The organism is Escherichia sp. MOD1-EC5495, assembly GCF_002965965.1.
Taxonomy (GTDB): domain Bacteria; phylum Pseudomonadota; class Gammaproteobacteria; order Enterobacterales; family Enterobacteriaceae; genus Escherichia; species Escherichia ruysiae.
Window position 1 is genome coordinate 49,073 of the sequence record NZ_PTRI01000010.1, and the last position, 16,502, is coordinate 65,574.

10 protein-coding genes and 1 pseudogene are annotated in these 16,502 nt (G+C 50.9%); 10 read left to right on the top strand and 1 reads right to left on the bottom strand.

The window, feature by feature from the left end; genetic code table 11:
- Positions 1-97 precede the first annotated feature (97 nt).
- A complete protein-coding gene (locus tag BEG40_RS09940) occupies positions 98-2,194 on the top strand; it encodes a RecQ family ATP-dependent DNA helicase (RefSeq protein WP_105285333.1) in 2,097 nt (698 codons plus the stop codon).
- Positions 2,101-3,396 (top strand): DNA-processing protein DprA, encoded by a 1,296-nt coding sequence (locus BEG40_RS09945; protein ID WP_123058463.1) that lies wholly within the window; start codon positions 2,101-2,103, stop codon positions 3,394-3,396. Before BEG40_RS09940 ends, BEG40_RS09945 begins: the two co-directional genes overlap by 94 nt.
- Positions 3,397-3,441: 45 nt before the next feature.
- On the opposite strand, the gene yhgN is transcribed toward BEG40_RS09945, so the two are convergent.
- Positions 3,442-4,035: an NAAT family transporter YhgN gene (gene yhgN, locus BEG40_RS09950; RefSeq protein ID WP_001002547.1), complete on the bottom strand. Its 594-nt coding sequence runs from the start codon at positions 4,033-4,035 to the stop codon at positions 3,442-3,444.
- Between the two features lie 192 nt (positions 4,036-4,227).
- On the opposite strand from yhgN, the gene asd reads away from it, so the two are divergent.
- From asd to BEG40_RS09990, 8 genes and pseudogenes are all read left to right on the top strand, one after another.
- Positions 4,228-5,331, top strand: coding sequence for an aspartate-semialdehyde dehydrogenase (gene asd, locus BEG40_RS09955; RefSeq protein ID WP_000799967.1), 1,104 nt, complete (start codon positions 4,228-4,230; stop codon positions 5,329-5,331).
- 271 nt (positions 5,332-5,602) lie between these two features.
- On the top strand, positions 5,603-7,786 hold the full coding sequence (glgB, locus tag BEG40_RS09960) for a 1,4-alpha-glucan branching enzyme (protein ID WP_000116223.1): 2,184 nt from the start codon (positions 5,603-5,605) through the stop codon (positions 7,784-7,786).
- A complete protein-coding gene (gene glgX / locus BEG40_RS09965; RefSeq protein ID WP_000192584.1) occupies positions 7,786-9,759 on the top strand; it encodes a glycogen debranching protein GlgX in 1,974 nt (657 codons plus the stop codon). The genes glgB and glgX overlap by 1 nt, the downstream gene beginning before the upstream one ends.
- A gap of 17 nt (positions 9,760-9,776) precedes the next feature.
- Positions 9,777-11,072 (top strand): glucose-1-phosphate adenylyltransferase, encoded by a 1,296-nt coding sequence (glgC, locus tag BEG40_RS09970; RefSeq protein WP_000624234.1) that lies wholly within the window; start codon positions 9,777-9,779, stop codon positions 11,070-11,072.
- The gene (gene glgA, locus BEG40_RS09975; protein ID WP_001197629.1) at positions 11,072-12,505 is read left to right on the top strand and encodes a glycogen synthase GlgA; all 1,434 of its coding nucleotides are present in this window, start codon (positions 11,072-11,074) and stop codon (positions 12,503-12,505) included. The genes glgC and glgA overlap by 1 nt, the downstream gene beginning before the upstream one ends.
- A gap of 18 nt (positions 12,506-12,523) precedes the next feature.
- Entirely contained in the window at positions 12,524-14,971 is a 2,448-nt protein-coding gene (gene glgP, locus BEG40_RS09980; RefSeq protein WP_000993436.1) for a glycogen phosphorylase, read from the top strand.
- 230 nt (positions 14,972-15,201) lie between these two features.
- Positions 15,202-15,777 (top strand): annotated as a pseudogene (locus tag BEG40_RS09985) (PstS family phosphate ABC transporter substrate-binding protein); the annotation flags it as partial.
- Positions 15,778-15,791: 14 nt separating this feature from the next.
- Positions 15,792-16,502 carry a YbbD family protein gene (locus BEG40_RS09990; RefSeq protein ID WP_105285336.1) on the top strand — a complete coding sequence of 237 codons (711 nt, stop codon included), beginning with the start codon at positions 15,792-15,794 and terminating at the stop codon, positions 16,500-16,502.

Genomic DNA, 16,502 nt, shown 5'->3' on the forward strand with positions numbered 1-16,502 from the left:
TCTCTTTTTTCCTCTCTTCATCTTTTTGATCTCTCTCGCAAAAATACTGGCTCATTATCCGTTCTAATCACTGCGTTAACGGACGCAGGAGAAGAAGATGGAGAAACACGGAGCTGAATTGCTGTTACAGCGGATGTTAAGTAACACCACCGCTACCTTCAGGGAAGGGCAATGGGAAGCTATAGATGCGGTGGTTAATCAGCGGCGAAAACTGCTGGTTGTACAGCGCACTGGCTGGGGGAAAAGCGCCGTGTACTTCATCGCCAGTAAAATCTTCCGCGATCGCGGCGCTGGCCCGACAATTATCATCTCTCCTTTGCTTGCCCTGATGCGTAACCAGGTTGCCGCCGCTGAACGGTTAGGTATTACGGCTGAAACGTTGAATTCTACAAACAGGGAAGAATGGCAGCGCATTAGCGATAATTTGCTGCAAGGTGAGGTCGATTGCTTGCTGGTTTCCCCGGAACGTTTGGCAAACCAGGACTTTATCGAAACGGTTTTATATCCTATAGCCGATCGTATTGGCTTGCTTGTGGTCGACGAGGCGCACTGCATCTCTGATTGGGGCCACGATTTTCGCCCGGATTACCGACGTATATTAGATATTTTGCGCCAGTTGCCTGCGAATACCCCTGTTCTGGGTACAACCGCGACAGCGAATAACCGTGTCGTTGAGGATATCCGTCAGCAATTGGGTGACATTGTGATTCAGCGTGGAACGCTGGCTCGCGAAAGTTTGGCGCTTGATGCCTTAGTCTTAGGTGAACAGTCATCCCGTCTGGCATGGTTAGCGACGGTTATCCCTCAGTTTTCCAAATCGGGAATTGTTTATACCCTGACTACGCGCGATGCCGAACTTGTCGCCGAGTGGTTAAGGAAAAATGGTATCAGTGCATTTGCGTACTACAGCGGCGTGACTTGTGAAGGCGCGAAAGATTCTAATACTGCCAGGGAATATCTGGAGCAGGCACTGCTGGCAAATAAAATCAAAGTGCTGGTCGCGACGACGGCATTAGGTATGGGGTTTGATAAACCTGATTTAGGTTTCGTCATTCATTATCAGATGCCGGGGTCGATTGTTGGTTACTACCAACAGGTGGGGCGTGCCGGGCGTGCTATAGATTCCGCAGTTGGCATATTGCTTTGTGGTGGCGAAGACCGCGCTATTCATCAATTCTTCCGTGAAAGCGCCTTTCCTGCGGAGGCACAAATTCATGAAATACTCAACGTACTTAGCGAGAATGACGGTCTTACTCTACGAGGCATTGAACAACGGACGAATCTCCGTTATGGGCAAATAGAAAAAGCACTGAAATTATTGGTAGCTGAAAATCCATCGCCTGTGGTGTATACCGAGAAATTATGGCGCAGAACTATCGTCAGTTTTTCTCCTGACCATGAAAGAATTAACCATTTGATGAATCAGAGAAAAAGTGAACTGGCAGACGTTGAAAGCTATATCACGACTAAGGAGTGCAAAATGCAATTTCTGCGCCGCGCACTCGATGAGCCAAGTGCCGAACGTTGTGGTAAATGTAGCAGTTGTCTTCAGCATCCGTTGTTGTTGCCCGACATTGATAGCGGCTTACTCCATGCAGCAAATTTATTTATTAAACACGCTGACCTGCCATTAAATCTCAATAAACAGGTGGCATCTGGGGCTTTTACACAATACGGATTTAAAGGGAACTTACCTGCGGATTTACAAGGATCTACGGGGCGAATCCTTTCTCGTTGGGGGGATTCCGGGTGGGGAAAGCAGGTCGCACAGGAGAAAAAAATGGGGCGCTTCAGTGATGAGCTGGTGGAGGCATGTGCGGAAATGGTTCGCCAACGCTGGAATCCGCATCCTGAACCAACCTGGGTATGCTGCGTTCCTTCATTAAGGCACCTCGACCTGGTTCCTGATTTTGCCCGGCGACTGGCGGCGAAACTTGGCTTACCTTTTATTGATGCCATTGGAAAAGTCGTGGACAATCCACCACAGAAAATGCAGCAAAACCGTTTTCACCAGTGTCAAAATCTCGACGGGGCGTTTGTGATTACCCCTCCTTTGATGCCAGGTCCGGCGTTGCTGGTTGACGATATCGTGGATTCTGCATGGACGCTGACAGTTCTGACAGCACTGTTACGCCAGGCAGGTTGCCCGACGGTTTATCCTCTTGCCCTTGCTTCTACCTCGGTAAAAAATTGATGAATCTTTCAGCCAATGCACAAGCGACTCTCCTGCTAACCAGCGATTTTTCTCGCGCGGCGGCGAGTGAGCATAAACCTCTTAGCAATAGTGAATGGGGGAAGTTTGCATTATGGCTGAAGCACCAACGTATCAGTCCCGCCGATCTTCTGGTGTCGCAACCGCAAGAGAAACTTACAGGCTGGAGCGATCCGCGTATTTCTCAGGAGCGTATTCTTGGCTTGCTGGCGCGCGGTCATAGTCTGGCGTTGGCGGTAGATAAGTGGCAACGCGCTGGTTTATGGATCTTAACCCGAGGCGATGCCGATTATCCCGTTCGCTTGAAAAACCGATTGCGAACGGATGCCCCTCCCGTTTTATTTGGCTGCGGGAATAAAGCATTACTGCAAGCGGAAGGTATGGCGATTGTTGGCTCACGAGATGCTCCGACTGCCGATTTGCGCTATACCCAACAACTGGCAGCGAAACTGGCTCAACAGAGGATTTGCGTTATCTCTGGTGGTGCGCGAGGTATTGATGAATGTGCAATGACGTCGGCACTAGAGGCAGGGGGAACGGCCGTTGGCGTATTAGCTGATAGCTTGTTAAAAACGAGCACGTTAGTGAAATGGCGTGAAGGGCTTATAGCAGGCAATCTGGTGTTGATTTCGCCGTTTTACCCAGAAGTACGTTTCACCGTCGGCAATGCGATGGCGCGGAATAAATATATTTATTGCCTTGCTGAAAGCGCAATGGTTGTGCGTGCGGGAATGACCGGTGGAACGATAACTGGGGCGATGGAGGCATTAAAACATCAGTGGCTGCCTGTTCTGGTTAAACCAAATCAGGATGAGCAATCAGCCAATTCACGATTAGTAGAAAATGGGGCGTCATGGAGTGCTGAACGGGCTGAAAATGTGACGATCAGACTGCCAGACGTTCCTGGGCTGATGTATGACAGAGTACGCCGTAACGCTCAACCAGAACTGTTTTCACTGCATGAAGATGACGCAAATTACGCAGGAATGCCCGCGCATACGTCTGTCGATTTTTATCAACTCTTTGTAGCGGAACTGGCGATCCTTGCAAAGGAATCGATAAGTATTGAAAGGCTGGCGTCTTGTACTGGTTTAACCATCGAACAAGCTAGTGTATGGCTGAATCGCGCAGAAGAAGAGGGAAGAGTTATCCGATTGGGCGAAGGTCATTATCAGTTCAGGTAATAAAACAGGTGCCGCGTCAGGTTGTGTGCAGCACCTGTTTGAACCTTACCCCTTCATCCACATCCGAACGCCGTCGAGGAACATCTGGGTTGCCATCATCACCAGAATCAATCCCATCAGGCGTTCAAGCGCATTCACCCCTTTCTCGCCCAGCAGACGTAAAAACAGCGATGACTGTAGCAGGATGACAAATGTGCCGCCCCAGGCCAGCAGCAGGGCAATCACCAGATGCCCCATCTGATTCGGGTACTGATGAGACAGCAACATCAGCGTGGCGAGAATTGTCGGCCCGGCGACCAGTGGAATGGCTAATGGCACGATAAACGGCTCTTCACCAGCCGGAAGCCCGCTGCTGTTTCCCGAGGCGCTGGGGAAAATCATCTTAATGGCGATCAGAAACAGAATGATGCCGCCAGAAATGGAGACGGTTTCCGCCCGTAGGCTAAGAAATGCCAGAATTTTCTCACCCGCAAACAGGAACACCAGCATCACCAGGAGAGCAATAAGCAACTCTCGCACCATGATTGCCCGACGTCTTTTCGGTTCAGTATGTTTCAGTACGGACATAAAAATAGGTAGGTTTCCGAGCGGATCCATAATCAAGATCAATAAAACTGCTGCAGAAATGATTTCATTCATAACTCAAGTTCCCTGATAATTGCGTTGGACTTTCTGCGTGCTATGAAAGCAGGATAAGTCGCATTACTGATTGCTTCGCTATCATTGATTAATTTCACTTGCGACTTTGGCTGCTTTTTGTATGGTGAAAGATGTGCCACGAGGACACCGGCACATATATACAGCACACATCTTTGCAGGAAAAAAACGCTTATGAAAAATGTTGGTTTTATCGGCTGGCGCGGTATGGTCGGCTCCGTTCTCATGCAACGCATGGTTGAAGAGCGCGACTTCGACGCCATTCGCCCTGTCTTCTTTTCGACTTCCCAGCCTGGTCAGGCTGCACCGTCCTTTGGCGGTACTACCGGCACACTTCAGGATGCCTTTGATCTGGAGGCGCTGCAGGCCCTCGATATCATCGTAACCTGTCAGGGCGGCGATTATACCAACGAAATCTATCCAAAGCTCCGTGAGAACGGGTGGCAAGGTTACTGGATTGACGCAGCATCGTCTCTGCGCATGAAAGACGACGCCATCATCATCCTTGACCCGGTCAATCAGGACGTCATTACTGACGGATTAAATAAAGGCATCAGGACTTTTGTTGGCGGTAACTGTACCGTAAGCCTGATGTTGATGTCGTTAGGCGGTTTATTCGCCAATGATCTTGTTGATTGGGTTTCCGTTGCAACCTACCAGGCGGCTTCCGGCGGTGGTGCGCGACATATGCGGGAGTTGTTAACCCAGATGGGCCAACTGTATGGCCATGTGGCGGATGAACTCGCAACCCCGTCCTCTGCTATTCTCAATATTGAACGCAAAGTCACGACCTTAACCCGCAGCGGCGAGTTGCCGGTGGATAACTTTGGTGTTCCGCTGGCGGGTAGCCTGATTCCGTGGATCGACAAACAGCTTGATAACGGTCAGAGCCGCGAAGAATGGAAAGGGCAGGCGGAAACCAACAAGATCCTCAACACATCTTCTGTGATTCCGGTAGATGGTTTATGCGTGCGCGTCGGGGCATTGCGCTGCCATAGTCAGGCATTCACCATCAAATTGAAAAAAGATGTATCTATTCCGACCGTGGAAGAACTGCTGGCGGCTCACAACCCGTGGGCGAAAGTCGTACCAAACGATCGGGAAATCACTATGCGTGAGCTAACCCCAGCAGCCGTTACTGGCACGCTGACCACGCCGGTAGGCCGCCTGCGTAAGCTGAATATGGGACCAGAATTTCTGTCAGCCTTTACCGTAGGTGACCAGTTGCTGTGGGGCGCAGCGGAGCCGCTGCGCCGGATGCTTCGTCAACTGGCGTAATCTTTATTCATTAAATCTGGGGCGCAATGCCGCCCCTTTTAGTGCGTAATACAGGAGTAAGCGCAGATGTTTCATGATTTACCGGGAGTTAGATAGAGCATTGGCTATTCTTTAAGGGTGGCAGAATACATGAGTATTCACTGCCTTACCTGAAGGGAGGACGACGCAGAGAGGATGCACAGAGTGCTGCGCCGTTCAGGTCAAAAAAATGTCACAACCAGATGTCAAAAATCAGTTGGATGGGGTGACACAATAAAACAGGAAGACAAGCATGTCCGTTCGTATCGATAGAGACGTGATAAACGCGCTAATTGCAGGCCATTTTGCAGACCCATTTTCCGTACTGGGAATGCATAAAACTACAGCAGGACTGGAAGTCCGCGCCCTTTTACCTGACGCCACCGATGTGTGGGTGATTGAACCAAAAACCGGACGCAAAGTCGCTAAACTGGAGTGTCTCGACTCTCGTGGATTCTTCAGCGGCGTCATTCCACGACGTAAGAATTTTTTCCGCTATCAGTTGGCTGTTGTCTGGCATGGTCAGCAGAATCTGATTGATGACCCTTACCGTTTTGGCCCTTTAATCCAGGAAATGGATGCCTGGCTGTTATCTGAAGGTACTCACCTGCGCCCGTACGAAACCTTAGGCGCACACGCAGATACCATGGATGGCGTTACCGGCACGCGTTTTTCTGTCTGGGCACCCAATGCCCGCCGAGTCTCAGTTGTTGGGCAATTCAACTACTGGGATGGTCGTCGTCATCCGATGCGCCTGCGTAAAGAGAGCGGCATCTGGGAACTGTTTATCCCTGGCGCGCATAACGGTCAGCTCTATAAATACGAAATGATTGATGCCAATGGCAATCTGCGTTTGAAGTCTGATCCTTATGCCTTTGAAGCACAGATGCGTCCGGAAACCGCTTCCCTTATTTGCGGACTGCCTGAAAAGGTCGTGCAGACCGAAGAGCGCAAAAAAGCGAATCAGTTCGATGCGCCAATCTCTATCTATGAAGTTCACCTGGGTTCCTGGCGTCGTCACACCGACAACAACTTCTGGTTAAGCTACCGCGAGCTGGCTGATCAACTGGTGCCTTACGCTAAATGGATGGGCTTTACCCATCTCGAACTGCTGCCAATTAACGAACATCCATTCGATGGTAGTTGGGGCTATCAACCGACGGGTCTGTACGCGCCAACTCGCCGTTTTGGTACTCGCGATGACTTCCGCTATTTCATTGATGCCGCACATGCAGCCGGTTTGAACGTCATTCTTGACTGGGTGCCGGGGCACTTCCCGACTGATGACTTTGCGCTTGCCGAATTTGACGGAACAAATCTGTATGAACACAGCGATCCCCGTGAAGGCTACCATCAGGACTGGAATACCCTGATTTACAACTATGGGCGTCGTGAAGTCAGTAATTTCCTCGTCGGCAACGCGCTGTACTGGATTGAACGTTTTGGTATTGATGCGCTGCGTGTCGATGCGGTGGCTTCGATGATTTATCGCGACTACAGCCGTAAAGAGGGCGAGTGGATCCCCAACGAGTTTGGTGGGCGCGAGAATCTGGAAGCGATTGAATTTTTACGCAATACCAACCGTATTATCGGTGAGCAAGTTCCTGGCGCGGTAACAATGGCGGAGGAGTCTACCGATTTCCCTGGCGTTTCTCGTCCGCAGGATATCGGCGGCCTCGGCTTCTGGTACAAGTGGAACCTCGGCTGGATGCACGACACCCTGGACTACATGAAGCTCGACCCGGTTTATCGTCAATACCATCACGATAAACTCACCTTCGGGATGCTCTACAACTACACTGAAAACTTCGTCCTGCCGTTGTCGCACGACGAAGTGGTGCACGGCAAAAAATCGATTCTCGACAGAATGCCGGGCGATGCATGGCAGAAGTTTGCCAATCTGCGAGCCTACTATGCCTGGATGTGGGCGTTTCCGGGCAAAAAACTGCTGTTCATGGGTAATGAATTTGCACAGGGGCGCGAGTGGAACCACGACGCCAGCCTTGACTGGCACCTGCTGGAAGGCGGCGACAACTGGCACCACGGTGTCCAGCGTCTGGTGCGCGATCTGAACCACACTTATCGCTATCACAAGGCATTGCACGAGCTGGATTTTGACGCGTATGGCTTTGAATGGCTGGTGGTGGATGACCATGAACGTTCGGTGCTGATTTTTGTTCGCCGTGATAAAGAGGGTAATGAAATTATCGTTGCCAGTAACTTTACGCCGGTGCCGCGCCATGATTATCGCTTTGGCATTAATCAGCCGGGTAAATGGCGTGAAATCCTCAATACTGATTCCATGCACTATCACGGTAGCAATACCGGTAATGGCGGCGCGGTACACAGTGATGAGATCGCCAGCCACGGTCGCCAGCATTCATTAAGCCTTACGCTACCGCCGCTGGCCACTATCTGGCTGGTTCGGGAGGGATAATGACACAACTTGCCATTGGCAATCCCGCTCCTCTTGGCGCGCATTACGACGGTCAGGGCGTTAACTTCACGCTCTTCTCCGCTCATGCCGAACGGGTAGAGCTGTGTGTGTTTGACGCTCAGGGCATCGAACATCGGTATGATTTGCCAGGACGAAGTGGTGACATCTGGCACGGTTATCTGCCGGATGCGCGCCCGGGTTTGCGTTATGGTTACCGCGTTCATGGCCCATGGCAACCCGCCATGGGGCATCGCTTTAACCCGGCGAAGTTGTTGATTGATCCTTGCGCGCGGCAAATTGTCGGGGAATTTAAAGATAACCCGCTGCTGCACGCCGGGCATAGTGATCCTGACTATCGCGACAACGCTGCTATTGCGCCGAAATGCGTAGTGGTCGTGGATCACTATGACTGGGAAGATGATGCCCCGCCGCGTACGTCGTGGGGCAGTACCATCATTTATGAAGCCCATGTCAAAGGCTTAACCTACTTGCACCCGGAGATCCCGGTCGAGATCCGTGGAACCTATAAAGCCCTGGGGCATCCGGTGATGATCAACTATTTAAAACAGTTGGGCATTACCGCACTGGAACTGCTGCCGATCGCGCAATTTGCCAGTGAGCCGCGCTTGCAACGAATGGGGTTGAGTAACTACTGGGGTTACAACCCGGTGGCGCTGTTTGCACTGCATCCGGCGTATGCATGCTCGCCCGACACGGCGTTGGATGAGTTCCGCGATGCAGTCAAAGCCCTGCACAAAGCGGGCATTGAGGTCATTCTCGACATCGTTCTCAACCACAGTGCGGAACTGGATCTCGACGGCCCGTTATTCTCCCTGCGCGGGATCGATAACCGTAGCTATTATTGGATAAGAGAAGACGGCGATTATCACAACTGGACCGGTTGCGGCAATACGCTCAATTTGAGCCATCCAGCTGTGGTGGAGTACGCCAGCGCCTGTCTACGCTATTGGGTGGAAACTTGTCATGTTGATGGCTTCCGCTTCGATCTCGCTACAGTCATGGGGCGAACGCCGGAGTTTCGTCAGGATGCGCCTCTGTTTACGGCTATTCAGAATTGCCCGGTACTTTCGCAAGTGAAGCTGATTGCCGAACCGTGGGATATCGCGCCCGGTGGCTATCAGGTGGGGAATTTCCCGCCGCTGTTTGCCGAGTGGAACGATCATTTCCGCGATGCTGCCCGGCGCTTCTGGCTGCACTATAACCTGTCGCTGGGGGAGTTTGCCGGACGCTTTGCCGCTTCCAGTGATGTTTTTAAACGTAATGGCCGTCTGCCGAGTGCTGCGATTAATCTGGTCACGGCGCATGACGGTTTTACGCTTCGCGACTGCGTTTGTTTTAACCATAAACACAATGAAGCAAACGGAGAAGAAAATCGCGACGGAACCAACAACAATTACAGTAACAATCATGGTAAAGAAGGGTTAGGCGGTACTCTTGATCTGGTTGAACGGCGGCGCGACAGCATTCACGCCCTGTTAACAACGTTGTTGCTCTCCCAGGGTACGCCGATGTTACTGGCCGGTGACGAACACGGTCACAGCCAGCATGGCAATAACAATGCTTACTGTCAGGATAACCAACTAACGTGGTTGGACTGGTCGCAAGCAAGCAGTGGCTTAACCGCGTTTACCGCCGCGTTAATCCATCTGCGCAAGCGCATTCCTGCTTTGGCAGAGGATCGCTGGTGGGAAGAAGGCGACGGCAATGTCCGTTGGCTGAATCGATATGCTCAATCTTTAAGCTCGGATGAGTGGCAGAACGGGCCAAAGCAGCTGCAAATTTTGCTTTCGGATCGTTTCTTGATCGCAATAAACGCCACGCTTGAGGTAACAGAGATTGTTTTACCTGCTGGGGAGTGGCGTGCCATTCCCCCATTCGCTGGAGAGGATAACCCAGTGATTACGGCTGTCTGGCCGGGACCTGCACACGGACTGTGTGTGTTCCAGAGATGATAAAAAAGGAGTTAGTCATGATTAGTTTAGAGAAGAACGATCACTTAATGTTGGCGCGCCAGCTGCCATTGAAGTCTGTTGCCCTGATTCTGGCGGGGGGACGCGGTACTCGCCTGAAGGATTTAACCAATAAACGAGCAAAGCCTGCCGTACACTTCGGCGGCAAGTTCCGTATTATCGACTTTGCACTGTCCAACTGTATCAACTCCGGGATCCGTCGTATGGGCGTGATCACCCAGTACCAGTCTCACACTCTGGTACAGCATATTCAGCGCGGCTGGTCGTTCTTCAATGAAGAAATGAACGAGTTTGTCGATCTGCTGCCAGCGCAGCAGAGAATGAAAGGGGAGAACTGGTATCGCGGTACGGCAGATGCCGTTACCCAAAACCTCGACATTATTCGCCGTTATAAAGCGGAGTACGTAGTGATCCTGGCGGGTGACCATATCTACAAGCAAGACTACTCGCGTATGCTTATCGACCACGTCGAAAAAGGCGCACGTTGCACCGTTGCTTGTATGCCTGTACCGATTGAAGAAGCCTCTGCATTTGGCGTTATGGCGGTTGATGGAAACGATAAAATTATCGAATTTGTTGAAAAACCGGCTAACCCGCCGTCAATGCCAAACGATCCGAGCAAATCTTTAGCGAGTATGGGGATCTACGTCTTTGATGCAGAGTACCTGTATGAATTGCTGGAAGAAGACGATCGTGATGAAAACTCCAGCCACGACTTTGGTAAGGATTTGATTCCAAAAATTACCGAAGCAGGCCTCGCCTATGCGCATCCATTCCCGCTCTCTTGTGTACAGTCCGACCCGGACGCCGAGCCGTACTGGCGTGATGTTGGGACACTGGAGGCTTACTGGAAAGCGAACCTGGATCTGGCTTCTGTCGTGCCGGAACTGGATATGTACGATCGCAACTGGCCGATTCGCACCTACAATGAATCATTGCCGCCAGCGAAATTCGTTCAGGATCGCTCCGGTAGCCATGGGATGACCCTTAACTCACTGGTTTCCGGCGGTTGTGTGATCTCTGGTTCGGTGGTGGTGCAGTCCGTTCTGTTCTCACGCGTTCGCGTGAATTCATTCTGCAACATTGATTCCGCCGTATTGCTGCCGGAAGTATGGGTAGGTCGCTCGTGCCGTCTGCGTCGCTGCGTCATTGACCGCGCTTGTGTCATTCCGGAAGGAATGGTGATTGGTGAGGATGCAGAAGAGGATGCACGTCGTTTCTATCGTTCAGAAGAAGGCATTGTGCTGGTTACGCGCGAAATGCTACGGAAGTTAGGGTATAAACAGGAGCGATAATGCAGGTTTTACATGTATGTTCAGAGATGTTCCCGCTGCTTAAAACCGGCGGTCTGGCTGATGTTATTGGGGCATTACCCGCAGCACAAATCGCAGACGGCGTTGACGCTCGCGTACTGTTGCCTGCATTTCCCGATATTCGCCGTGGCGTGACCGATGCGAAGGTGGTATCTCGCCGCGATACCTTCGCCGGACATTTCACGCTGCTGTTTGGGCATTACAACGGGGTTGGCATTTACCTGATTGATGCACCGCATCTCTACGATCGTCCCGGAAGCCCGTATCACGATACCAACTTATTTGCTTACACCGACAACGTATTGCGTTTTGCACTGCTCGGGTGGGTTGGAGCGGAGATGGCAAGCGGCCTTGACCCATTCTGGCGCCCCGATGTTGTGCACGCGCACGACTGGCATGCGGGTCTTGCGCCTGCGTATCTGGCGGCACACGGGCGTCCGGCGAAGTCGGTGTTTACTGTGCACAACCTGGCCTATCAAGGCATGTTTTATGCACATCACATGAATGACATCCAATTGCCATGGTCATTCTTTAATGTTCACGGGCTGGAATTCAACGGGCAAATCTCTTTCCTGAAGGCCGGATTGTATTACGCCGATCACATTACAGCGGTTAGTCCGACCTACGCTCGTGAGATTACTGAACCACAGTTTGCCTACGGTATGGAAGGTTTACTCCAGCAGCGTCATCGTGAAGGGCGACTTTCCGGCGTACTGAACGGCGTGGACGAGAAAATATGGAGTCCAGAGACGGACTTACTTTTAGCCTCGCGTTACACCCGCGATTCATTGGAGGATAAAGCGGAGAATAAGCGCCAGTTGCAAATCGCAATGGGGCTTAAGGTTGACGATAAAGTGCCGCTTTTTGCAGTGGTGAGCCGTCTGACCAGCCAGAAAGGACTGGATTTGGTGCTGGAAGCCTTACCGGGTCTTCTGGAACAGGGCGGACAACTGGCACTGCTCGGTGCGGGCGATCCGGTATTGCAGGAAGGTTTTCTTGCTGCAGCGGCGGAGCATCCCGGCAAGGTTGGTGTACAGATTGGTTATCACGAAGCATTTTCGCATCGCATTATGGGCGGCGCGGACGTCATTCTGGTTCCCAGTCGTTTTGAACCGTGCGGCTTAACGCAACTTTATGGATTGAAGTACGGCACGCTGCCGCTGGTGCGGCGTACCGGTGGGCTTGCTGATACGGTTTCTGACTGTTCTCTTGAGAACCTTGCAGATGGCGTCGCCAGTGGGTTTGTCTTTGAAGATAGTAATGCCTGGTCGCTGTTACGGGCTATTCGACGCGCTTTTGTTCTGTGGTCTCGCCCTTCACTGTGGCGGTTTGTGCAACGTCAGGCTATGGCAATGGATTTTAGCTGGCAGGTCGCGGCGAAGTCGTACCGTGAGCTTTACTATCGCTTGAAATAGTTTTCAGGAAACGCCTATATGAATGCTCCGTTTACATATTCATCGCCCACGCTAAGCGTAGAAGCTCTTAAGCACTCTATCGCTTACAAGCTGATGTTTACGATTGGAAAGGATCCGGTCGTCGCCAATAAACATGAATGGCTGAACGCAACGTTATTTGCTGTGCGCGATCGTCTCGTGGAGCGCTGGTTACGCTCGAATCGTGCTCAGCTGTCGCAAGAAACTCGCCAGGTTTACTACCTGTCGATGGAATTTTTGATTGGCCGTACTCTCTCCAACGCCATGCTGTCGTTAGGTATTTATGACGATGTCCAGGGTGCGCTGGAGTCGATGGGATTAAATCTCGAAGAGTTGATTGATGAAGAAAATGACCCAGGTCTCGGTAATGGTGGCCTGGGGCGTCTGGCGGCCTGCTTCCTGGATTCGCTGGCGACTTTAGGATTGCCAGGGCGTGGTTACGGCATCCGTTATGACTACGGTATGTTCAAACAGAACATCGTTAACGGCAGTCAGAAAGAGTCTCCGGACTACTGGCTGGAGTACGGCAATCCGTGGGAATTTAAACGCCACAATACGCGCTACAAAGTGCGTTTTGGCGGACGTATTCAGCAAGAAGGTAAGAAAACGCGCTGGATTGAAACCGAAGAAATTCTGGCCGTGGCTTACGACCAAATCATCCCAGGTTATGATACTGACGCGACCAACACTTTGCGTCTGTGGAGTGCACAAGCCAGTAGCGAAATTAATCTTGGTAAATTTAACCAGGGTGACTACTTCGCGGCAGTGGAAGATAAAAACCACTCTGAGAACGTATCCCGCGTGCTGTACCCGGATGACTCCACCTATTCCGGACGTGAACTGCGTTTGCGTCAGGAATACTTCCTGGTATCTTCGACCATTCAGGACATTTTAAGTCGCCATTATCAGTTGCATAAAACCTACGATAATCTGGCGGATAAAATCGCGATTCACCTCAACGACACCCATCCGGTGCTGTCGATTCCTGAGCTGATGCGTCTGCTGATCGATGAGCACAAATTTAGCTGGGACGACGCTTTTGAAGTGTGCTGCGAGGTCTTCTCCTACACCAACCACACGCTGATGAGCGAGGCGCTGGAAACCTGGCCGGTCGATATGCTGGGTAAAATTCTGCCGCGCCATTTGCAGATTATCTTTGAAATCAACGACTATTTCCTGAAAACCTTGCAGGAGCAGTATCCGAACGATACCGACCTGCTGGGACGGGCGTCGATCATTGATGAATCGAATGGGCGTCGTGTGCGCATGGCCTGGCTGGCTGTTGTGGTCAGCCACAAAGTTAACGGCGTATCGGAGTTGCACTCTAATCTGATGGTGCAATCGCTGTTTGCTGACTTTGCGAAGATCTTCCCTGGACGTTTCACCAACGTTACCAACGGTGTGACCCCGCGTCGCTGGCTGGCGGTGGCGAATCCGTCGCTTTCAGGCGTGCTGGATCAACACCTCGGTCGTAACTGGCGTACCGATCTGAGTCAATTAAACGAGTTGCAACAGCATTGTGATTTTCCGATGGTCAATCATGCTGTTCATCAGGCGAAACTGGAGAACAAAAAGCGTCTGGCGGAGTACATCGCCCAACAATTGAATGTGGTGGTGAATCCGAAGGCGCTGTTTGATGTGCAAATCAAACGTATTCACGAATACAAACGTCAATTGATGAATGTGTTGCACGTGATCACCCGCTATAACCGCATCAAGGCCGATCCAGATGCGAAGTGGGTTCCACGAGTGAATATCTTTGGCGGTAAGGCGGCTTCGGCCTATTACATGGCGAAGCACATTATCCATTTGATCAATGACGTAGCGAAAGTGATCAACAACGATCCACAGATTGGCGATAAGCTGAAAGTGGTGTTTATCCCGAACTACAGCGTCAGCCTGGCGCAGCTGATCATTCCGGCAGCCGATCTTTCCGAACAAATATCGCTGGCGGGTACGGAAGCCTCCGGCACCAGCAACATGAAGTTTGCACTTAACGGCGCACTGACTATCGGTACGCTGGACGGTGCGAATGTCGAGATGCTGGATCATGTCGGTGCGGACAATATCTTTATCTTTGGTAACACTGCGGAAGAAGTGGAAGAGCTGCGTCGTCAGGGCTACAAACCGCGTGAATACTACGAGAAAGATGAAGAGCTGCATCAGGTGCTGACGCAAATCGGCAGCGGTGTGTTTAGTCCGGAAGAGCCGGGTCGCTACCGCGATCTGGTTGATTCGCTGATCAACTTTGGCGATCACTACCAGGTGCTGGCGGATTATCGCAGCTATGTCGATTGTCAGGATAAAGTTGACGAACTGTACGAGCGTCCAGAAGAGTGGACAGCCAAAGCGATGCTGAACATCGCAAATATGGGCTATTTCTCTTCTGACCGGACTATCAAAGAGTACGCCGATCTTATCTGGCATATTGATCCGGTGAGATTGTAATTTCGCCAAAAATAGAACGGGGCCAAAAGGTCCCGTTTTTTTTCGCCTTTATTTCGGAAAAGTGTCCAGCGGGGGCGAGGATACTGGAGGAGTATAATTTCGCCATTCAGAAAGAATGGACAGAATGATGCAAAACAGAAAATGGATTTTGACCTCGCTGGTAATGACTTTTTTCGGTATTCCCATACTGGCGCAATTTTTGGCAGCGGTTATTGCCATGCTGGGTGCCGGGCGTCACTTTGATATACGCCCCCTTTGCCCGCGAAGCATTTGTTTTTATCGTCAATGCTGATAATCCAGTCAATTCCCTGACAGAGCAACAAGTGCGTGACATCTTTAGTGGCGCTATTACCAACTGGCTTACTGTTGGCGGTAACGATCAGGAGATCCAGACCTGGCAACGCCCGGAAGACTCAGGCAGTCAGACGGTGATGCAATTACAGGTCATGAAAAATGTCCGTATGATCTCGCCGCAGGAAACCGAAGTGGCAAGTGTGATGGAGGGAATGATTAAAGTCGTTGCCGAATACCGTAATACAAACAACGCAATAGGTTATACCTTCCGCTATTACGCAACACAAATGAATGCCGATACGAATATCAAATTGTTAGCGATTAACGGTATTGCACCGACTGCGGAAAACATTCGCAATGGCAAATATCCCTATATCGTCGATGCCTTTATGGTAACGCGGGAAAATATGACGTCAGAAACACAAAAACTGGTTGAATGGTTTTTAACGCCGCAGGGGCAGAGTTTGGTAGAAGACGTGGGTTATGTGCCGATGTATAAAACGTTGCATTAAGGCGGGTAATAAAAATGGAATTAGTTAATACATTATTTGCAAGCCTCGCTGGTACTGATCCTTTCACAGGCGTGGATATTACGATTGCCAACTGCAAATCGGCATACTGGGATGAAGGCATTGTCCAGCAACTCATTAATCAGGTCCTGGATGAAGGGGAAAAATTCGTCGGTGCTGACGGTCTTGAGGGATTGCTTCGATATAATGTCACATTAAATATTGGCTTAACCTCCAGCAATGTATGGCCGGGATTTTCCCTCGATACCGCCACGATCGGTCGTCTTTGTGCCTGTGGTGCTGATTTTGGATTTGACCCCTATATCAGTGATGTACCAGATGTTCAATGTGACCTGAATACGACAAATGACTTCACCGTTCATTTTACGGCAATGCTCAACCCGGATGAGCGGGTGATCATAGCAAAGCGCCCGCTTAAAAAATGTGACTACTGGATTGAGGATGTTTATATCTTTCAGGTGTTTAAAGAAGCATGGAAATTCCATACCGATAACAGCTTACGCGGTTTTCGGGATAAGCAGGCTGAACTGAAACTCTACGCGCGTCATTACTCAGTGGAAAATTGCACAGAGGAAAGCTGTCGGGATTGTAATTATTGCATTCGGCCCAGCTTTTCCCTCTCTCGTAGTTCCATTATTCGCCTGAATGCGGCGAATGCTCGTTTTGTTTATCAACCGTTTACACGCGACCAGCGGAAGAGGGGGTAA